Here is a 19,950-nt window from a genome sequence, read left to right as displayed (position 1 = left end):
CGGCTACTGAATGGCCTAGTCGATCAAGGCACGGCGCAGCAGGCTGGGACCAGGCGGGAATTCACCTGCCATGTGCAACGAGCAGACCGCTCCACATCTGGGCCGGTCGTGGTCTCCGCTCACCCAGGAGGATGAACGTGCCAGTGGCATCGGCGCTCGCGAAGAACGAGTTCCGCAGTGCGCCTACGCAGACGATTGACATCGTCAGGGGCGGCGCTCCAGTGACCACGCCAGTCGCAAGAGAGCACACGCTCGGGCCGACGACAAACGCGGTCTGAATCAGCCCTCCGCCACCAGGTCAACATCTCCGAGAGAGCTCCCATGGAACAGATGCCTGGCGTGTTCGTCAGCGTGGACGGCCCATCTGGCGTCGGCGTCAGCACGACGGTCCGCGCACTCGGCGAGCGCCTGCGTACGGCTGGGGTGCCCCTGCACCTCACGTCCGAACCGAGCGAAACGGACATCGGCGCGTTGGCTCGTGCGAGGGTCCACGTCGACACGTCGGGGCCAGCCCTCGCATGTTTGTTCGCCGCCGATCGATATCAACGCCTTGAAGCTGAGATCCGACCCCGCCTTGCAGCCGGCGACGTTGTCGTGAGTGACCGGTACGTCCCGACCGGCTTGGTGATGCAGCGACTTGACGGCGTCGAACTGGACTTCCTCCAAGCCATCAACGCCCTGGCCGACCCTCCTGATCTTGCCGTCATTCTCACCGCTGACCCGGACAAGATCGCCGAACGCCTACAACGAGGCGGCCTTCGCAGCCGCTACCACCGCCGTCCGGACATCAGCGTGCAGGAGACCGACCTGTACAGGGACGCTTCCCTCGCATTCGCTGCTGCTGGCGTACAGGTGCTTCGACTGGAGACCAGCCTTTACCCGCCGGACACGCTCGCCTCGATGATCTGCACCCGCATCGAGGCTCTTCGCGCACATCGACACACGCCCGTTCAGCCAGCTTCGGAGCTTGCACCGTGACCGTTTCTCATCACTCATTAACGTCACCGAGCGTCGTCCACCTCGGCGATGACCTGGCCGTTCACCAACTCGGTTGTGGTTCGACGCAGCTCGCTGGAGCTGTCCGGCGGGTCGACCACGGCCGGCTGTCAACCATCCAGATCCGCGCCCCGTGGGGAACCGACGACGCCATGGTCACCCGCGTCCAGACCCCGACCTGCCCTGCGGCGGCGTGATCCGATGGGCGGGATCCGCGAGGTCGTTGCCGTGGTCGTCGCGGCTGACAGCCTTACCGGGCAGGTCGCCACGGCGATCAACGAACTGGCCGCGCACCTCCCGCCTCCGGACGAGCCATGGGCGTGCCCCCTGTGCTCGGCCGAGTCATGGCCATGCTCCCGGTTCCAAACCGCCGCCCACCAGGTGATGACTGCCGGGCTACGGCTTCCCGACTGGATACCGAAGGACCTCCACTCCCGGCTGTGGCCGCAGCCGAGATCCCCCGCCCCACAACCCGCACCACGCCCCCAGTCCGCCCCGCAATCGGATCCCTGGTTCGACGAGGAGTCCTCCCATGGATGAGTGCCTGGCCTCGACCCTCGACACGGCAGTTCTCGAACGCCTGGAGTACCTCGACCGGCTGGTCTCCAAATCCGACGAACCGTCCCGCGCCTCCTTGGCGAAAACGGAGATCACCCGATTGGCCGATGCCTGGCGGGCACTGCTGAAACTGCACGCTCCCAACGAGCATGGCCGCTGCTCGGAATGCTCCGGCTGGCTACGCCCACGCCGACACCCCTGCACCGTGTGGAGCACCGCCTACCAGCACCTGATCGCCGCCGACGGTTCCCCCGCGGCTGGAGCCGGTAGGCATGCGGCTGCCGCCGGACGGCCGGCCGTCGAGATGCTGGGGGCCTCCTGACCGGGCGGCGTGCTGTGGCCCCGACCATGGCGCAACCCCTGGTCCGCTCGACCTCGAACCGAGGACCTGTCCGAGAACACGCTCTGAAAGAGTAACTGAATGACTACAGCCCGAGATGTAAACGCCGACGAGACCACGCAGGCCGATGGGTTGCGCGCGGCGATGGTCACCGAGCTCCGCGAGTTGGGGGTGATCCGTAGTGATCGGGTCGCCACCGCTGTGGGCACCGTGCCGCGGCATCTGTTCGCGCCGGGGGAGCCGTTGGAGCGGGCCTACGCGGCCAAGACCATTCTGCAGACCAAGAGGGACGAGCGAGGCGTGGCCATCAGCATGATCTCGGCCGCGGACATTCAGGCCATGATGCTCGAACAGGCCCAGCTCGAACCCGGCATGCGGGTTCTGGAGATCGGCTCGGGCGGGTACAACGCGGCGCTGATCGCGGAGTTGGTGGGCGAAACTGGTCAGGTCACGACGGTCGACATCGACCCCGAGGTGATCGACCGGACCCGGCGCTGCTTGGCGGCGGCGGGGTACGACCGGGTCAAGGCCGTCGTGGCCGACGCCGACGGCGGTGTACCGGACCATGCGCCGTACGACTGCGTGATCGCCACGACCAGCGCGTGGGACATCCCGCCGGCCTGGACGGACCAGCTTGCCGAGGGAGGACGGATCGTCGTCCCGCTGCGGATGCGCGGCCTGACCCGCTCAGTGGTGTTCGAGCGCGACGGGGACCGGCTGGTGAGCCGGGGCTACGAGTTGTGCAGCTTCGTTCCGATGCAGGGCGTCAACGCCCCGGCCGAGCGCGTGATTCCGCTCGCCGGGGACGAGGTCAGCCTTCGCATCGATGGGGACCAACCGGCCGATGCCGACCGTCTTCGGGAGGCGTTGTCCCAGCCCAGGGTGGAGGCATGGTCCGGAGTCACGGTCAGCGGTGTCGGGCGCTCCGACGGCCTGCACCTGTGGCTGGCGCTCAACCTGCCGAAGTTCGGCGTCCTCACGGCCCAGAAGCAGGCCGCAGCGCGCGGCCTGGTAGCCCACGCCTGGGCTCTGGGGATGCCGACTGCGGTAGGCGAGGACAGCTTCGCCTACCTCGGCCTGCGCGGCGTCACCCCAGACAGGTCGACGTGCGAGTTCGGGGCTTACGGACACGGTCCGGACGCCAAGGACCTCGCTGACCAACTGCTCCAGCACATCCAGTCGTGGGACGGCAGCAACCTCGACGCGACGATCGAGGTGTACCCAGCGGACACCCCGGATGGCCAGCTTCCCGAGGAAGCCTTCGTCCTCAACAAGAAGCACACCCGCGTCGTTATTTCCTGGCCCCACCGAAGGGCCTCCTAAGACCGAGTGCGCACGCTCGGAACCGAACACGATCAGGCAAGGAAGGAGGAGTCTGTGACCGTCCTGATGGATCAGGTGGCAACGGTGCCGGCCGCGCCGGCTGCTGACGCGGAGTTCGACCTCGACGTCAGCATTGTCGAGTCCGGCTCGGTGATCACCGAACTGATGCGACTCACCGACGACAACTGCGGCAGCACCTGCGAAAGCGCCTGCAACAGCTGCCCCTAGCACTTCGACTCGATGATCTGTCGCTGATGCGCGGCCCGGTGGCGCGAGGAACTCGGCCACCGGGCCGACGTACCGGACTCAAGGGATTGCCGTTGTACAGAATCGTCGATGCCGCGCTTGTGCGGGCAGGCGCACTACCGTCCTCATTAGACATTCCGTCCTGGCCGGATCTCACCGGCAACACCGATGAGCACGTCGAGCAGTGGCGCACGTGGTTGCGACAAGTCTGGGACATCAGAGCGATCGCTGACGCCGTCGAGGTAGCCAGCCCAGTGCTGGCCCGCCGCATCCCCGAGGTGTGCGACGGAGACCTCCTACCGCCACGCCAGGTACGACGTGCGGCGCTATCGCTCGCCCGATACGTGCTGCGGGCGACGAGCCGACCGACACCGTTCGGGCTATTTGCTGGTGTCGCTCCAGCTCGGTTTGGCCGCGAACTCCACATCCGCTTCGGGGAGCAACATCAGGCCACGGCGCGCGTCGATTCCGAATGGCTAGCGGCTGTGATCACACGCCTGGAAACGTGCTCCGAGCTCCGGCCACGGCTTCCGGTCGTGCTGAACAATCTGGCGTTCGTCCGCGACGGACGAGTGGTGGTGGGCTGCCAGCAGCAGGCTGGCGCATCCAGTTCGACCGCTCCAGCGGAGGTGTCCGTCCGGCACACCAAGGCGGTCGAGACGGTGATGCAGGCCGCACGGTTTCCCATCCTGATGGCTGATCTGGTCGGCAAGCTGCGGGCCGATTTTCCCACGACGTCTGCACCTGTGATCGAGAGAATGCTGGCCGAGCTTGTGACCCAGCGTCTCCTCATCACCAGTCTGCGTGCGCCGATGACGACATCGGACCCGCTGGCCCATGTTGTCGACGAGTTGGTCGCCGTTGGTGCGCTGGATGTACCGGAGGTGGCCGAGCTCGTAGGGCAGCTTCGCGACACCCATCTCGACCTGTCACGGCACACCCGAGTGCGAATGCCGACGATCGAGCGTGACCTTCGAACCGCTGTGGCAACCAGGATGGACGGAATCTCCGCCAGCGAGCGCCCCCTCGGAGTCGATCTCCGGGTCGACTGCGAGCTCGTACTTCCTCAAGTGGTCGCGCGGGAAGCGGAGGCCGCGGCCGAGGTTCTAACGCGCCTGGCGCCGCATCCCAGCGGAACTCCGGCCTGGCGGGACTTCCACTCCAGGTTTCTCGAACGCTACGGCATGTCCGCATTGGTTCCTGTCAGGGAGATCCTCAACAGCGACACGGGGTTGGGATTTCCTTCCGGGTACCGGGATGCACGCCTGAAGTTGCCATCAGGGCCCGGCATGTCCGAGCGGGACGAGACGTTGTTGGCCCTGGCACAGAAGGCAGGCATCGAGAACTGCATCGAAGTCGTGCTCGACGACAAGATGGTCGCCCAGCTCGCGGGAGACGACGTCAATGCGGTGCAGCCTCATACCGAACTGCGCTTCCGACTGCACGCACCAGAACCGGACGCGCTCGATCGGGGCGAGTTCGATCTCGCCGTCGTGGGGGTGTCCCGCGCAGCTGGAAGCACCACCGGTCGGTTCCTCGACATCCTCGACCCGGTGGACCGCGGACGGATGGTCGACGCCTATGCCGGGCTGCCCACGGTGAACGAGGACGCGATACCGGTGCAGGTGTCGTGTCCGACGCTGTACGTGCGCGCCGAGAACGTCGCTCGCAGTCCGGCGGTCCTGCCGCAGTTGGTGTCTCTGGCCGAACACCGCACACCCGGCGGCGAGTTGATCCCTCTGGACGATCTGGCTGTGACCGGTGACGCGGAGCGCCTGTACTTGATGTCGATCTCCCAGCAACGTCCTGTGGAACCGATGGTGTTCAGCGCCGTCGAGTTCACCAATGCTTCTCACCCGTTCCTTCGGTTCCTCTGCGAGATCAGCACGGCACGCGCCGCCGCGTGCGCCCCGTTCTCGTGGGGAGCTGCCAGCAAATTGCCGTTCCTACCTAGGATTCGATACCGACGGACGATTCTGTCGCCAGCACGATGGACCTTGGCGACCTCCGACCTTCCCGGCCCTGCAGCCGCGTGGCCGGACTGGGTCGAGGATCTGACGGCCTGGCGCCGCCGATACTCGGTTCCTACCTTCGTCTACCTGAGCGACGACGACCGCCGTCTTCAGTTGGATCTTGACGAACCCGCGCACCAGCACCTGCTCCGCGCCGATCTGGACCGCACCGGACGCGCCACCCTGCGCGAGGCACCCGACGCCAACACATTGGGCTGGTGCAACGGACGCGCACACGAGATCGTTGTCCCGCTCCTCGCCACCCAACCGTCACGCCCAGCAAGCAGGAATCGGAACGGGCCAGGCCGCGTGATCGGTACCGAACACGGACATCTGCCAGGTGCCAGCGACTGGCTCTACCTGAAGCTCTACGGCCACCCGGACCGGCAGACCACCATCCTCACCACCCACCTGCCCGACCTGCTCGCCACGTGGGAAAGCCCGCTGGAATGGTGGTTCCTCCGATACGAGGACCCCGAACCCCACCTTCGGCTCCGGCTCCGGCTACCAAGCCCAGACCACTTCGGCGAGACCGCGCGGTGCGTCGGCACCTGGACCGCCGGCCTGCGCCGTCTCGGCCTCGTCGGGCAAGCACAGTTGGACACCTACTACCCCGAAACCGGACGCTTCGGCGACGGCCCGGCGATGGCAGCAGCCGAGTCACTGTTCGCTGCCGACTCAACCGCCGCGGTTGCCCAGCTCACCGCAACTGGTCACCGCGGCGCTCCACACCACTACGCGGTGATCGCCGCGAGTGTGGTTGACCTCGTCATATCTTTCACCGGAGAAGCTCGGCAAGGGCATGCGCTGGCTGATCGAGCACGCCAGAACCAGCTCACACGAGGCCGCGGCTCGGGAGGTGCTCAACCAGGCGGTCCGGCTCGCGGACCCACGTGAGGGCTGGGCCGCGCTGCGCGCAACTCCCGGCGGCGTCGAGACCACAACCGCATGGGCCAGGCGACGCACGGCGTTGACCGCCTACCGCGACGCCCTCGTCGTCTCAGGTGAAACCACCCCGGAGGTGCTGCTTCCCGACTTGGTGCACCTGCATGTGGTCCGCATGCTCGGGCTGTCGCCTGATGCCGAGCGCGCCTGTGCTCGCCTGGCGCGTGCCGCCGCCCTGAGCTGGATGAGCCGAGCACAAGGAGCCTCGTGAGCCGTCCCCATCCGCAGGCGCTCGCCACAGCGGCAGCCATCGCTGACCGCCTGGCCCACCCAAATGCAGTCCGAAGCGTTCACCACGGCAACGGCCGGTCCCGGCCGCAATCGCTCGCCGGAGGTGCGGCGGGTATTGCCTTGCTGCACATCGAACGTGCCCGCGCCGGCCACGGCGACTGGAACACGGCGCACACCTGGTTGACCATCGCCGCACGCGACAATCTCAGCGCCGGCCCCAATGCCAACCTGTACTTCGGCGCCCCAACGCTGGCATTCGTCACACGCGCAGCGGCGGACCGGCCCGGCAAACTCGCACGCGCACTGACCGACCTCGACGCGAGCACCATCGCGCTGACCCGCCGCCGCCTCGACGACGCGCACGCGCGCATTGACCGCGGCGACCAGCCCGCGCTGGCCGAGTTCGACCTCATCCGGGGCCTGGCCGGCCTGGGCTCGTACCACCTGCGGCGCCACCCCGACGACGACGTCACCCGAGCCGTGCTGTCCTACCTCGTCCGGTTGACCGAGCCGCTGCCGGACAACCCAGACGGCCTGCCCGGCTGGTGGACCGACGTTTCTCCGAACGGTGACCCTTCGCCGGATTTTCCCGCTGGACACGGCAACCTTGGCATGTCGCACGGTATCGCCGCCCCGCTCGCGTTGCTGTCCCTCGCCATGCTGCGGGGTGTCGTCGTGGAGGAACACGTCGACGCCATCGCGCGGATTTGCGCCTGGCTGGACACATGGCAGCAAGAGCAGCCCTCCGGTTCATGGTGGCCTGGCTACATCACCCTTGACCATGTCTACAAAGGGCATGTTGAGGAGTCCAGCCACCAACGCCCGTCGTGGTGCTACGGCACTCCTGGCATCGCCCGCGCCCAACAACTTGCCGGCCTGGCGACCGGCAATGTCGCACGACAGCGCGCCGCCGAGGCCGCGATGCTCGGCTGTCTTCAAGCCCCTGATCAACTCGACCGACTCCCCGAAACGGGGCTGTGCCACGGCATGGCCGGCCTGTTCCAGGTCGCATGGCGCATGGCGGCCGACGCCGACACACCGGACATCGCGAATGAGTTGCCGGGTCTGACCGAACGACTGCTCGCCGGACTCGAATCGGCGCCCGAGGATGCGGAATTCCTTGACGGCCACGCGGGGGTGGCACTCGCGCTGCAGACCGCCGGAACCGACACCGCCCCGCTCACGCACTGGGACGCGTGCCTGCTTCTCGCCTAACCGGACGAAGGAACTCCACGAGCATGAACGATGACCTCGATTCGCGCCCCGCGAAGCATTCGTGGCGTCAGGTGTTCATCCACTTCCACGACTACACCGCCGCCGAGCGCATCGGGATCGTCCACATCGGCCCAGAGATGGCCGGCGCCGAGACCGCCGGGGAGATCGCGGCGTGGTTCTTCATGCGGAAAAACCCTTGCTGGCGGCTGCGTTTCCTGCCAGCGCACGACACCACCGAGCAGGACGCAGTGGCCCTTATCCATCAGCGACTCGACACGCTGCAGGCGGCCGGCCACATCGCGAACTGGGTCGAGACCATCTACGAACCAGAGGCGTACGTCTTCGGCGGGACGGCTGGCATGGGCCTGGCGCACCACCTATTCCATAACGACAGCCGACAGATCCTCGCTTACCTCGGCACGCCAGGCGCCAGCACGTCCACCGGTCGCGGCGACCAACGGCGCGAACTGTCCGTGTTGCTGTGCAGCACCCTGATGCGCAGTGCGGGCCAGGACTGGTTCGAACAAGGAGACGTTTGGGCGCGCGTCGCCGACGAACTTCGCCCTGATCCACCCGACACGCCATCGGACCGGCTGAACACCCTGGAAACCAACCTACGACGGCTGATGACCGTCGACGCTGGCCCTGACAGCCCTTTGGTGCAGGAGAGTGGGCCGCTGGCCTTTCTCGCCGAGTGGGTTACGGCCTTTGCCGAAGCAGGCCAGTCACTGGGCGATCACGCTCGCAACGGAACGCTCACTCGTGGCGTGCGAGCTGTCCTCGCCCACCACATCATCTTCCACTGGAACCGACTGGGCCTGCCCTCCACTACGCAAAGCCTGCTCGCCCACACCGCCAAGGCTGTCGTCATGGGCCACGCCGAGGAGGCGACGAGCCAATGATCAACCCCACCGGCCAGTTCGCACGACGATTCCCACTCGTCGCGCGACCCCGCCCGGCCTGTACTCCTCTTGCCCGCCGTGTGGCGGACCTGTGCGACCGCGCCCGCGACGCTGAGCGAAACATCGACACCGCAACTGCTTCCGCCGTGCACAACCTTGCCGCGCTGCTCGCGTCGGACTGCGGCCTACCCGAGCTGGCGCGGCAGTGGTGTCACCGTCAGGCGAACGCATACCTGCGCGCCTGTCCCCTGGACGCGCAGGCAGCACGCCACGCCCTTGAACCACTGGTCAATCTCGCCCGCATGCACATCCGCGACGGCCACGGCGAGCGCGCCTTCGACCTCATCGAAGCCCTCTACACCAGCGTTTCCACCCGCACCGAGACCACGATCGACGGTGTCGACGTCCCCGCTCACCTCACCAACTCCGCGGAAACACACCACGAAGTCCGCCGTTGGCTTTGGACGGTCCTACTGGCCACCGGCGCCCGCGCCCTCGCCATTGCCGGACGCTGGCAAGAAGCCTGCACCCGCCTGCGCAACTACAAGGGCATCGGTCGCCGAATGCTCGATGGCCGCCAGGTCGCCGTCATCGCCAACGCGACATCCGGAAACTCCAAGGCCGCCCTCGCTCTTCTGGACGAAACTGAGCCAGGAGAACCCTGGGAGAACGCCGTGACCGCCTGTCTCACGATCCAATGCCGCGGCGGCGTGGGCACCACGCACCTGGACACCCTCCTCAACCGCTACTACGCACTCAACGCGGCGGCACCCGGCCTGGCCGTTTTCCACATCCGGCTGGGATTGTCCTTCATCGACGCCATCGGCACCCTTGACAATCCGCACGCCAGCCAGATTGCCGCCTCGCTGATCAACCGCGCGATCGCTGCCCAAGACGGATACGCCGCCCGCGATGTTCTCGCCCACGGCGGCGTGCACGATCTCCTCTCCAGCACCCAAGCCCGAGAACTGGTCGACCTCGTCGAAACCTGTGCCCTCGACCGCGGCATCTTCCCCGAATCGCTGCTGGCAGACCTCACGATCGCACTAACCCTCACGGAAGAGGTCATCATCCGCGCGGTAACCCGATCTTCCCCAAATCCTGGACCACGACGCGGCGGGACGCCGGGCCTGCTGCTCAACGAGTGAACTCGACACGAAGGGACGCGCGCAGCGCAGCGAAGTAGAGCGGGTCCTGCGTGACACACCACGCCACGAGTTCCTCCTAGCCGGCACCGGTGACAACTGCCGCCCGGACCCCGTCCTCAACCACGCGCGGCCAGGTCAGCACCCAACGTGACGGCCACGGACAGCAGTCGCTCCCGCATATCGAAGGCGGTCGAGCCGTGCTCACCGTCCAGCGACTCAACGAAGATCCGTGCCCGTTTGGGAGCGATCGTCCACGGGCATCCCAAAGACAAGCCGCAACTGACCCTGGCGGAGGTCCCGAGTCACCACGGCGAGTAGTAGGCGGTAACCGAGGGTACTCGCCCGCAGGTCTCGCTGGCAGTCACTTCGTCTGCTCGGGACGAACGAACTCGACAGATCCCCCTGGGACGTGAAACGACGATGACTTCTGTGACTCTGACGCGGCGACGAGGCCGAGACGATGATTTCGCGACACTGTCGCGGGAGGTTCGGCATGCCGGACTGCTCGACCGGCGGCACGCCTACTACCTGGTCAAGATCATCGCGAACCTGGCCGTGTTCGCCGCCGGCTGGGTGGCGTTCGTAGCGATCGGCGACTCGTGGTGGCAGCTGCTCACCGCCGTGTTCTTCGCGGCCATGTTCGCCCAGCTCGCGTTTATCGGCCACGACGCCGGGCACAAGCAGATCTTCCGCGACCGCCGCACCAACGACGCCGTGGGCTACCTGCACGGCGGCCTGGTCGGACTCAGCTACGACTGGTGGGTCGGTAAGCACACCCGCCACCACGCCAACCCCAACCACGAGGACGACGACCCGGACCTCGACATCCCCGCACTGGCCTTCACCCGCGACCAGGCACGGAACAAGCGCGGGTTCCTGCGCTGGATGGCCAAGCACCAAGCTGCCCTGTTCTTCCCGCTGTTGCTGCTCGAAGGGCTGAACCTGCACTGGTCGAGCATCAAGCACGTGTGGCGCGGTGACGGCAGGGCGCGTGGGCTCGAAGCGGGCCTGCTGATCGCACACCTGGCCGCGTACCTGACCGCTGTGTTCGCCGTGCTGTCGCCGCTGACCGGGCTGGCGTTCATCGCCGTGCACCAGGGACTATGGGGTGTCTACATGGGATGTTCCTTCGCGCCCAACCACAAGGGAATGCCCACCCTGCCACCGGGTCACCGGCTGGACTACCTACGCAAACAGGTCCTGACGTCCCGTAACGTGTCCGGCGGCCGATGGGTGGACTTCGTCCTCGGTGGACTCAACTACCAGACCGAGCACCATCTGTTTCCCAGCATGCCGCGCCCCAACCTGCGCCGGGCCCAGGCACTCGTTCAGGGCTTCTGCGACCGCCACCGCATCGACTACGCCCAATGCGGACTCGTGCGCTCCTACGGGTACGTCCTACGCCACCTGCGCGCCGTCGGCGCTCCACTTCGACACGAAACGGAGGCAAGGACGATATGACACGCCATGAACCGCGACTGGAGATGAAACCTGCCGGCGCCGCCATCGGCAGCGTGGACGGCGGCTGGTGGCCACGGTCGGCTCGATCCGACAACGGCGTTTCCCGAACTGGTCTCGGCACTGCACCCCTGGGTCGGCCCGGTCGGCCGCATCGCCTACAACCTCGGCCTCTGGGAGCCGGCTCCACGCAAGCAGACCGTGGATGGCCGTGTGATCCGGTACGAGGGCTTCCACACGATCGACCCCCACACCGTGACCGTGATCGGGACGAACGCCCGTCGAGTGAGTCTGCTGGTCGTGCCGCCACACACGCCGGGTGGCGTGGCCAGGGCGGTAACGCGATCCGCCGCCGGCGCGGACAGCACCGCCACCGTCGCGGACATCCTGGCCAGCAACGGTGTTCCACCCCAGAAGCGCGCTCCTGCCGAGACTATTCGGCCGGGAGCGACGGAGCCGATCCCGGAGCAGCGCTGGGAAGCCGAGGGCGGCTACGTCCGCAACACCGATCGACACCCGACCGCGTCCCCAGCCCCGCCCGATAGGCATCGGATTCGCATCACGTGAATTTGCAAACCGTGGAGGCAGACATGCTCATTCTCGTAGTCGTACTACTCGTGGTCTGGCTGATCGTCTCGATCGTCGGGTTCGCCATGGAGGGACTGATGTGGTTGGGCATCGTCGGCGTCGTTTTGTTCGTCGGAACCGCCGTGATCGGTGCCGTCCGGCGCAAAGCTCTCAGGCGATCGTCCTCCACACCCTGAACCAGCGGCCCGCCGACGAGTTGGTCACGCTCCCTGGGACGTGACCAATCCGTGAACCCTGATGCGCGACGCGGTGTGCTCGACCAGCCGCGCGTCACCGCCTGGTCCGAGACCACCCTCGCCGGCAACGAGTCCCACGATGGGCTCCGGCTCTGCCTGACTCGTCACCGACCCGCGCGTGTGCCGGCTCAAGGTCCACGCCGACGTCCCACCCAAGGTCTGCGACCCGGTACCGGCATGGTGGCGCATGGCCCTAGTCGAGGTGACACGCTGGTCTACGTCATGCAGTCGGCGTGGCCCTGGGCGGACCGGCTCAAGAAACGCGGCCGGTAACCGAAAGTGACGGCACACCGGAATCGTGGTCGTCACCTGAACGGGCGCAAAGGGCAGACCCGCGCGTCGCAGCGCCGCTGTGGCGGTCCGAGTTGCGATCCTGACCCACGACGAGTCAGGAGGCCATGCCGATGAGTTCCGACAGGTCGGCGTTCGACGCGGCAGCCGCACGGGTCCGCACGCTGCACGACGAGCGCGCGGCGCTGCTCGAACAGCTCCTCGCCGCAGAGGACGAGCTGATCCGCCAAGCCGCTGCGGCGCACCGCGCGGGAAACCTGGACGCGCGAGGACTGCTCGCCGCCTACGACCTCGTCCGGGACGGAGGCATCACCGGATTCGCCGCACGCTGGCAAAAGATCATCCCCTACGACCGCCACGCCCTGCGGCGCATGGCCGAGGCCATTCCCAACAGCCCGGATGGCACCTGGAGCGGGAACACCGGCTGGGAAGGACTCGACGATTCGGTGTTCCCGCTTCGTGGCACGCACGTGGTCTACGTGCTGTTCGGCAACGCCGGCACCCCCGTGCGCATCGGCATGACCCATGCGTTCCGGGCGCACCTGAAACGGCTGCACCGCGACGGCGTGGTTTGGCAGTCGTGGAAAGCCTGGCCCTGCGAGAATCGCGAGGACGCCCTGCAGATGCGCAACCGCATCACCGCCCAGCACAACAAGCCGAACATCGCCACCTCGACCACCCACGTGTCACCCGGCGCGGTGTGGCCCATCGGGAACAAGGAACATCCCGCGTTGGAAGCCGCAGTGAATCCTCATGACCGCGTACCTACCCGACCGTCGGCTCCTGCGCCATTCCCGCGGCAGCAACCTTGAGGGGCCGAAGTTGATCTAACGGCGGAACCCGCGATGGCGATCGCGGGGTGCTGTGTTGCCGAACTGGTCGAACAACTGCTCGGCCTCGCGGGGCGATAGTGCTTCTGGGAAGCCGAGCAAGCCTTCGTAATCCTTGTCCTGGAACAGGACGTCCTGCAGGGTGTCCCAGTTGTAGTCGGAACGCGAGGCGGGGAGTTCGGTCTCCAGATCGCTGATGAGTTCGTCTTCGTCGTGGTAGAGGCGTTCAGCATCGCGGATCGCCAGATCCAGGGCGATCTCCTCGGCTGTGCAGGCCGGCGTGGGATGCCGGCCGACCTGTAGATCAGAGCTGAGATCATCGAACGATCGGGCGTAACGGCGCAGGAACCACTCATCCAGGCTCGCGACGCAGGTCGGCACGGCACCCAGGGGGCCAGGTTCGCCACCGCGGCATAGGCCGGTCCTGTAGACATAGTCGTACGCCTCGTCGGCGAGCACGGCCAGCGCGTGCCCGAGCACCGCAGCAGTGCGCGGCGTCAGGGTTACCGGGAGACAGATCTCGCACCCGCCGTCGGCGCATTCCGGGCACGCAACGCAGTCGTCGCGGCAGGTCCCGCAGAACTCGCAGCGGCCAGGGCAGTTGGTCGTCGGGAACAACAGGAAACCCCTGTCGCCGGCCACGGGGAGGTGCCGGACCACGCGTGCCGCGGCCGGATCCTCGGTGGCCGCCTCGATCAAAGTGGGCAGCAACGCGGCGACGGCTACTCGTACCGGATCGGGTGCGTCGTTCAGGACCGCCGCCAGGTGCCGTTCGGCGGCGACCTGGTGCAGCAGGACACCGTTGAGCGCCGACGCCAGCATGGTGGCCGAGAGGGCCTCGGGAAGGCTGACCAGGGTCTCGGCTTCGGGCCCGTCGCCCCGGTCGACCATGGCGAGGACCATGTGCGTGTTCGACGTGTGGTGGGGCATGAACGCCAGGTACGACCTGGTGGTGGCGGGCATGGAGCTCCTCGGTGCGATCCCAGGTGCCAAACCCTACGGCCGAGTGCGTCCTCGACCGACAACGGGCTACGCGCGGATCACCGGGAACGAGTGAAGCGCAGGGCTGCCAGCCGGGTGGCCCTGATGGCGACCACACCGCTGCTAACGTCAGACCCCGCCACGGCGGCCCCCCACGCCGAGCCGGAGCCGACCTTGTTCTGATCGCGCGGCATCCACCGCTCGTCGGCCGCCGGGACCACAATCCCGTCAGCCGACCGCGAGGACTCGCCGCAGAATGCCCACTCCAACCAGCAACGTCACCCCGCGCATCGGCGCCCGCGTGCTGCTGCTCGACCCAGCCGACCGCGTGCTGCTCATCCACGCCCTCGACCCCGCCGACCCCGACCACCACTGGTGGGAACTGCCCGGCGGCGACCTCGACGACGGCGAAGAACTCCGCGACGCCGCCCGCCGCGAACTCGCCGAGGAATCCGGAATCACGCTCACCACCTCGGCCGCGAGCTGTGGGTCCGCGAATCCCGGTTCCGCTACAAGGGGCGCGACCACCACCGCATCGAGCACGTCTTCCTCGGCCGCACCCCCAGCACGGCACCGCAGGTCGCGCTCAAACCCACCGAGAACGAGAAGGCCGGGCTGATCGAACGCCGCTGGTGGTCGGGGCGCACGACCTGCGGCAGTCCACGGACAAGCTCCTGCCCGCTGAATTACCCGACCTGCTCGACGACCTGCTTGCTGAACGGTTCAGCCCCACGCCTCTCACGCTCATCGGCTGAGCGTCTGGCGGATCGTCCCCATGGGTCGCAGATTGGGTGGGTCTCCAACTCCTGCTGCCGGCGCGTCTACGATCGCGTCCTGCGCGTATCGGCCTGGGCCGCATCGTGTTCGGCGTGGGCGCGGTTGAGCAGTGCCATCAGTTGTTCCTGGTCGCGGATCCGGGACCGGTATTTCTCGGGTAGCGTGGCGATCTGGGTTTCCTCGGCGAGCAGTTGGGTGAAGATGCCTTCGCGGATGGCGGGGTCGGTTTCAACGTCGAGGTAGGCGATGGCGTGGCGCCGGGCCGCGGACACCGCGTTCTGGGCTTTGCCCTTGGTGCTGACCAGCGAGGCGATGACGGTGACGGCCAGGGCACCGAGGATCACGCTCAATGACAGGCCGGTGCTGATCTCGACGACCGGGACCGGCCGGCCGTCGTTGATGAACGGCACGGTGTTCTCGTGCAGCGCGTGCAGGACGAGTTTCACCCCGATAAAGGCCAGGATGGCCGCCAGGCCGTAGGTCAGGTAGACCAGGCGGTCGAGCAGTCCGTCGATGAGGAAGTACAGCTGGCGCAGGCCCAGCAGGGAGAACACCGTGGCCGTGACCACCAGGTACACGTTCTGGGTCAGGCCGAAGATGGCCGGGATGGAGTCCAGTGCGAACAGCAGGTCGGTGCCGCCGATGGCCACCATGACCAGCAGCATCGGGGTCATCACCCGCGCACCGTCGCGCATGGTGAACAGCTTGTCGCCGTCGTAGCTGTCCGAGGTGCGAAACAGCCGTTTGGCCAGCCGGATCGGCAGGTTGTCCGCGGAGTGGTTCTCCGACGCTTCGGGTTTGAGCAGGTTGCCGGCGGTGACCAGCAGGACCAGACCGAACAGGTAGAACACCCAGGCAAAGGAGTTGATCAGTGCGGCGCCCAGCAGGATGAAGGCGGTCCGGGCGAGCAGGGAGAAGGCAATGCCGAACAGCAGTACTTTCTGCTGGTCGGCCCGGGGGACCTTGAAGCTGGTCATGATGATGAGGAACACGAACAGGTTGTCCACCGACAGTGCCTTTTCCGTCACGTACCCGGCGAAGTACTCGGTGCCCATCGTGGTACCGCCGACCATCCACACGCCGACACCGAAAATCACCGCGATCCCCACATAGGCCGCCGACCATAGGGCCGCCTCGCGCAGTGTGGGAATGTGTGCCTTGCGGACGTGAAAGAAGAAGTCGAACAGCAGCAGGCCCACGACCCCGACGACCGTCAGCACCCAGACAACAGCGGGTACATCCATTCACGAGCTTCCCGTCTCAACGTCCCGCGCGCTCCTGCCGATCACGGTGATGCTGGTGTTGTCCGCGGGTGGTTCCTGGTGTTCCTTGGCCGGAGGATCCGGTCGGGGTCGGTTGGGGGTGGCGCACGCCGGTCATGTCTGGGGTGGTGCGCTGGGGCTCGGGTGCGGGCTCGTGCGGACCTGGTCGTCGTCCAGCGATCCGTCGATGATCTGTGCGGCGACGTCGCTGAGGCGGCGGTTGTGGCTGCGGGCGTAGGCGCGCATCACCTGGAAGGCGTCGTCCATGCGCAGGCCGGCGCGTTGGGCGAGCACGCCCTTGGCCTGTTCCAGCTGGACGCGGCTGCTCAGGGCGGTCTGCAGCTGGGTGGCCAGCAGTTCGCTGGCGGCGATGGCGCGTTCCTGGATCAGCCCGACGGTGGCCACATCGGCCATGGCCTGGCCGATCCCCAGATCGGCCTCGCTCAGCCGGCCGGGTTGGATGCGGAACAGGTTCAGCGCCCCGATGGTCTCCTCGCGCAGGCGCATCGGGAGTGCCTGCGCCGAGCGGAACCCAAGCCGGTGTAGCTGCTCGGTGAACGTGGGCCACGAGGTGCGCATCGCGGGCAGGTCATCGCGGGCCACGGGACGTCCGGACCGGAAGCAGTCCAGGCACGGGCCTTCGTTGTTCTGTAGCTCGTACAGTTCCAGCAGACGAGCCTCCTCGGCGGAGGAGGCCATCACGTGCAGGCCACCGTGTGGGTCGGCCAGCATGATCCCGGCCGCGTCGACGTTGAGCAGTTGCACGCTGCGGGTGGCCAGCGTGTGCAGGAAGTCGATGACGTCGAAGTCGGCCACCAGCGTGTCGGCCAGGCTCACGAAGGTGCTGGCGAGGAGTTGTTCCCGGCTCGTCATGAGCCCACCACCTGTGTCTCGTCAGGGGGTTATGGCCGATCCCGGCGTGTCGTCGTGCTGCCGGGCTCGCTGTCGTCGAAGTACAGCTGTCGGTCGACCACATCAGCGGCGACGGCCGACACCGTCCGTCCCGTAGCGTACGCGTGCGCTCGCAACCGCAGCATCGCCTCGGCGAGGCTGACACCGAGTTGGATCGTGATCATCCCGGTCGCCTGGTGGATCACGGCTTGGCTGTCGATCGGCCCGGTCAGCGCGGAGTTCACACCACCGTGCTCGTCGTGGTCCTGTAGGTGCAGGACCACGACTGTGGCCGCGTCGGCGAAGGCCAGCGCGTCGGCGAGGTCGAGGGCGCTGAGCGGCCCTGGGGTGTCGCGGTAGAGGTCCAGGACGCCGACGCGGATGGCGCCGACCCGCAGCGGGAACGCGAAGATGGCGTGTACTCCGGCGTCTACCACGGCGGCCCCGAACCGCGGCCACCGCGCCGACCCGGCGACCGTGACGTCCGGTTGCAGCACCGGGCGACCACTGCAGGACGCTTCCACGCACGGGCCTTCCCCGAGAGCGAACTGCAGTTCCTCCAACTGCCGCGCCCGCCCGTCGGTGGCCGCGAGCACGACACCGCTGGGCCCGTCGGCGGTCATCAACGCCACACCGACACCACTGACCGGCAACGTCGACAAGCATTCCGCACACAACCTGGCGGGCAGCGCGCCCTGCCCATCCCCACGAGCAGCGATCACCGACAGGATCTCGGCGACTCGGGGATTTCGCATGGTGTCATCCGCTCCGGCAGAGTCGGGCGTGGGCGAGGTCCGGGTGGATGTCGAGTACCCGGTCCATGCCGGTGATCGTCAGTGGCAGCAGGACCGGGCGGCTGTTGGCGACCACGCAGAGCCTGACCCCCGCCGTCACCGCCGCCTGCCTGGCGGTGACTAGGACGGTGAGACCGGCCGCTGCGAAGAAACCCACGTCGGTGAGGTCGATGACCAACGGTGCGGAAGCGTGCCGCAGGTGGGTGAGGAGCGCGTCCTGCAACAGCGGGCTGGTGCACAAGTCCACCTCACCGCGCACCGCGAGCACGACCGTACCGGGCGGGACCGGCTGTGCCGTAACGGTCAAGGGCTCCGGACCTGGCTGCAGGCCCGGCAGAACGGCGGCGGCATGTGGAAGGCGATCGAACGATACGGACGGGAGGACGGCGGTCATGGCATCTTCTCCTCGGTCGGTGCACCGTTGCGCTCTGCAGTAGTCGCAGTGATGCGGGCCAGTCGTGCGGGGTTGGTCCAGCGCACGTCGGAGATCCAGCGGAGTTTCTCGAAGATCCAGATCACGCGGGCGGAGATGTCGATTTGGCCGGGTAGTACGCCGTGGCGGGCGCAGGTGGGGTCGGCGTGGTGGGAGTTGTGCCAGGACTCGCCCATGGACAGGATCGCCAGCGGCCAGAAGTTCGCCGCCTTGTCCCGGCTGGCGAACGGCCGGTCGCCGATCATGTGGCAGATCGAGTTGATGGACCAGGTCACGTGGTGCAGGAACGACACCCGGACCAAGCCAGCCCAGAAGAACGCGGTCAGCGCGCCCCACCACGACCAGGCGATCAACCCGCCCAGCAGCGTGGGCAGCCCAATAGTCACCGCGACCCACAGCGGGAACAGCCGGTCGATCACCCGCAGGTCCCGGTCGGCCAGCAGGTCCGGGGCGAACCGTTCGGCGTTCGTGCTCACCCTCTCGAACAGCCAGCCCATGTGCGCGTGCCAGAACCCCCTGGCCAGCGCCACCGGCCCGGCGCCGAACAGCCACGGCGAGTGCGGATCGCCCTCGCGATCGGAGAACGCGTGGTGGCGCCGGTGGTCAGCGACCCACCCGATCACCGGCCCTTGCGCGGCCAGCCCACCCGCCACCGCCAACGCGATCCGCAGGCCACGCTTGGCCTTGAACGCGCGATGGGTGAAATGCCGGTGGTAGCCGACCGTCACGCCAAGGCAGGACACCACGTAGAAGCCGGCGGCCAAGGCGAGGTCGGTCCACCCCAGGCCCCATCCCCACGCGATCGGCACTGCCGCGATCAGCGCGGCGAACGGGATCAACACGAAGATCTTGACCAGGATCTGCTCGCTCGTCGACCTGCCGGGAAGGATCATCGGCTTCGGGTCGGGAACGGGTCGAGGTAGCGATCGAGTCGCGGTCGATGTCGTCATCAGACTGTCCTACTGCGACTGGTCAGAACTGCTTCCGATGCAGACCCGCTACCCGCGGAGAGACGACCGTCATTGATGGACAAGGGCAACCTGTGCCTGCGGACTCGGTCGATCAGGAGTTCACCCTCGTCCACGGTGAACAGACCCTGCCCGACCCCGCGCAGGATCACACCGACTGTGCTCTGATGAGGTTCCGCGATCCCCGCGACCGGCACGGAAAGAGAAGTGATGTCGAGATGTGCCATGGGAGTCCCTCGGTCGGCTGGTGTCTACCGGGGTCCAGGGCTCTTACCTGCAACACTACGCGCTCCACCGGCAGTATGGTCCAAACTTCCGGAGAAACTTCTCTAGGCGGCCCGTGACTAGTTCCACAATGGACAGCGCAAAACGACCGGCTTGTCGGTCAGCGGAGCAAAGCCACCGCCGGTCGCTGCCAAGGCTGGGCGCCGAGCAGAGCAGTGTTCACAGGACGCGTTGGGCTGGTTCTTCTGTGGTCAACGGACGGGAATCGGAAACGCTGCGCGCGGTGACGGGCACAACGCC

At 67.1% G+C, this 19,950-nt stretch carries 20 protein-coding genes; 14 read left to right on the top strand and 6 right to left on the bottom strand.

Annotated elements, in window-relative coordinates; translation table 11 throughout:
- The first annotated feature begins 321 nt into the window (after window positions 1-321).
- The 13 genes from QP939_RS04010 to QP939_RS03950 all read left to right on the top strand — a co-directional run bounded on the left by QP939_RS04010 (window position 322) and on the right by QP939_RS03950 (window position 13,301).
- Window positions 322-978, top strand: a complete 657-nt coding sequence (locus QP939_RS04010) for a dTMP kinase (RefSeq protein WP_285455161.1) — start codon at window positions 322-324, stop codon at window positions 976-978.
- A 550-nt stretch (window positions 979-1,528) separates the two neighbouring features.
- The gene (locus QP939_RS04005) at window positions 1,529-1,876 is read left to right on the top strand and encodes a hypothetical protein (RefSeq protein ID WP_285455160.1); all 348 of its coding nucleotides are present in this window, start codon (window positions 1,529-1,531) and stop codon (window positions 1,874-1,876) included.
- Window positions 1,877-1,975: 99 nt separating this feature from the next.
- A complete protein-coding gene (gene fxlM, locus QP939_RS04000) occupies window positions 1,976-3,217 on the top strand; it encodes a methyltransferase, FxLD system (RefSeq protein WP_285455159.1) in 1,242 nt (413 codons plus the stop codon).
- A gap of 54 nt (window positions 3,218-3,271) precedes the next feature.
- On the top strand, window positions 3,272-3,445 hold the full coding sequence (locus tag QP939_RS03995; protein WP_285455158.1) for an FxLD family lanthipeptide: 174 nt from the start codon (window positions 3,272-3,274) through the stop codon (window positions 3,443-3,445).
- Between the two features lie 92 nt (window positions 3,446-3,537).
- Window positions 3,538-6,372 carry a lantibiotic dehydratase gene (locus QP939_RS03990; protein ID WP_285455157.1) on the top strand — a complete coding sequence of 945 codons (2,835 nt, stop codon included), beginning with the start codon at window positions 3,538-3,540 and terminating at the stop codon, window positions 6,370-6,372.
- Window positions 6,278-6,631 carry a thiopeptide-type bacteriocin biosynthesis protein gene (locus tag QP939_RS03985; RefSeq protein ID WP_285455156.1) on the top strand — a complete coding sequence of 118 codons (354 nt, stop codon included), beginning with the start codon at window positions 6,278-6,280 and terminating at the stop codon, window positions 6,629-6,631. The genes QP939_RS03990 and QP939_RS03985 overlap by 95 nt, the downstream gene beginning before the upstream one ends.
- Window positions 6,628-7,866 carry a lanthionine synthetase C family protein gene (locus QP939_RS03980; protein ID WP_285455155.1) on the top strand — a complete coding sequence of 413 codons (1,239 nt, stop codon included), beginning with the start codon at window positions 6,628-6,630 and terminating at the stop codon, window positions 7,864-7,866. The genes QP939_RS03985 and QP939_RS03980 overlap by 4 nt, the downstream gene beginning before the upstream one ends.
- 23 nt (window positions 7,867-7,889) lie before the next feature.
- Window positions 7,890-8,768 (top strand): thiopeptide-type bacteriocin biosynthesis protein, encoded by an 879-nt coding sequence (locus QP939_RS03975; protein ID WP_285455153.1) that lies wholly within the window; start codon window positions 7,890-7,892, stop codon window positions 8,766-8,768.
- Window positions 8,765-9,916, top strand: a complete 1,152-nt coding sequence (locus QP939_RS03970) for a hypothetical protein (protein ID WP_285455152.1) — start codon at window positions 8,765-8,767, stop codon at window positions 9,914-9,916. Before QP939_RS03975 ends, QP939_RS03970 begins: the two co-directional genes overlap by 4 nt.
- 420 nt (window positions 9,917-10,336) lie before the next feature.
- Complete coding sequence (locus tag QP939_RS03965; protein ID WP_285455151.1) at window positions 10,337-11,377, top strand: fatty acid desaturase family protein; 1,041 nt, start codon at window positions 10,337-10,339, stop codon at window positions 11,375-11,377.
- A 30-nt stretch (window positions 11,378-11,407) separates the two neighbouring features.
- The gene (locus QP939_RS03960; protein ID WP_352252577.1) at window positions 11,408-11,941 is read left to right on the top strand and encodes a DUF5994 family protein; all 534 of its coding nucleotides are present in this window, start codon (window positions 11,408-11,410) and stop codon (window positions 11,939-11,941) included.
- 23 nt (window positions 11,942-11,964) lie between these two features.
- Window positions 11,965-12,138: a hypothetical protein gene (locus QP939_RS03955; protein WP_285455149.1), complete on the top strand. Its 174-nt coding sequence runs from the start codon at window positions 11,965-11,967 to the stop codon at window positions 12,136-12,138.
- Window positions 12,139-12,602: 464 nt separating this feature from the next.
- The gene (locus QP939_RS03950) at window positions 12,603-13,301 is read left to right on the top strand and encodes a hypothetical protein (RefSeq protein ID WP_285455147.1); all 699 of its coding nucleotides are present in this window, start codon (window positions 12,603-12,605) and stop codon (window positions 13,299-13,301) included.
- 15 nt (window positions 13,302-13,316) lie between these two features.
- On the opposite strand, the gene QP939_RS03945 is transcribed toward QP939_RS03950, so the two are convergent.
- Window positions 13,317-14,282, bottom strand: a complete 966-nt coding sequence (locus QP939_RS03945) for a hypothetical protein (protein ID WP_285455146.1) — start codon at window positions 14,280-14,282, stop codon at window positions 13,317-13,319.
- 274 nt (window positions 14,283-14,556) lie between these two features.
- On the opposite strand from QP939_RS03945, the gene QP939_RS03940 reads away from it, so the two are divergent.
- Window positions 14,557-14,919 (top strand): NUDIX domain-containing protein, encoded by a 363-nt coding sequence (locus QP939_RS03940; RefSeq protein WP_285455145.1) that lies wholly within the window; start codon window positions 14,557-14,559, stop codon window positions 14,917-14,919.
- A gap of 202 nt (window positions 14,920-15,121) precedes the next feature.
- Here QP939_RS03940 and QP939_RS03935 read toward each other — a convergent pair whose 3' ends face one another.
- From QP939_RS03935 to QP939_RS03915, 5 genes are all read right to left on the bottom strand, one after another.
- A complete protein-coding gene (locus QP939_RS03935) occupies window positions 15,122-16,321 on the bottom strand; it encodes a TerC family protein (protein WP_285455144.1) in 1,200 nt (399 codons plus the stop codon).
- 132 nt (window positions 16,322-16,453) lie between these two features.
- Complete coding sequence (locus QP939_RS03930; RefSeq protein WP_285455143.1) at window positions 16,454-17,212, bottom strand: GAF and ANTAR domain-containing protein; 759 nt, start codon at window positions 17,210-17,212, stop codon at window positions 16,454-16,456.
- 29 nt (window positions 17,213-17,241) lie between these two features.
- Window positions 17,242-17,985 (bottom strand): GAF and ANTAR domain-containing protein, encoded by a 744-nt coding sequence (locus QP939_RS03925; protein WP_285455142.1) that lies wholly within the window; start codon window positions 17,983-17,985, stop codon window positions 17,242-17,244.
- Window positions 17,986-17,989: 4 nt separating this feature from the next.
- Window positions 17,990-18,418 (bottom strand): STAS domain-containing protein, encoded by a 429-nt coding sequence (locus tag QP939_RS03920; protein WP_285455141.1) that lies wholly within the window; start codon window positions 18,416-18,418, stop codon window positions 17,990-17,992.
- Window positions 18,415-19,407, bottom strand: a complete 993-nt coding sequence (locus QP939_RS03915; RefSeq protein ID WP_285455140.1) for an acyl-CoA desaturase — start codon at window positions 19,405-19,407, stop codon at window positions 18,415-18,417. Before QP939_RS03915 ends, QP939_RS03920 begins: the two co-directional genes overlap by 4 nt.
- Window positions 19,408-19,950: the final 543 nt, after the last annotated feature.

Source organism: Amycolatopsis nalaikhensis (genome assembly GCF_030264295.1).
Taxonomy (GTDB): Bacteria; Actinomycetota; Actinomycetes; order Mycobacteriales; family Pseudonocardiaceae; genus Amycolatopsis; species Amycolatopsis nalaikhensis.
The sequence above is the reverse complement of the archived record's forward strand: the minus strand, read 5'-3'. Positions and strand labels throughout refer to the sequence as shown.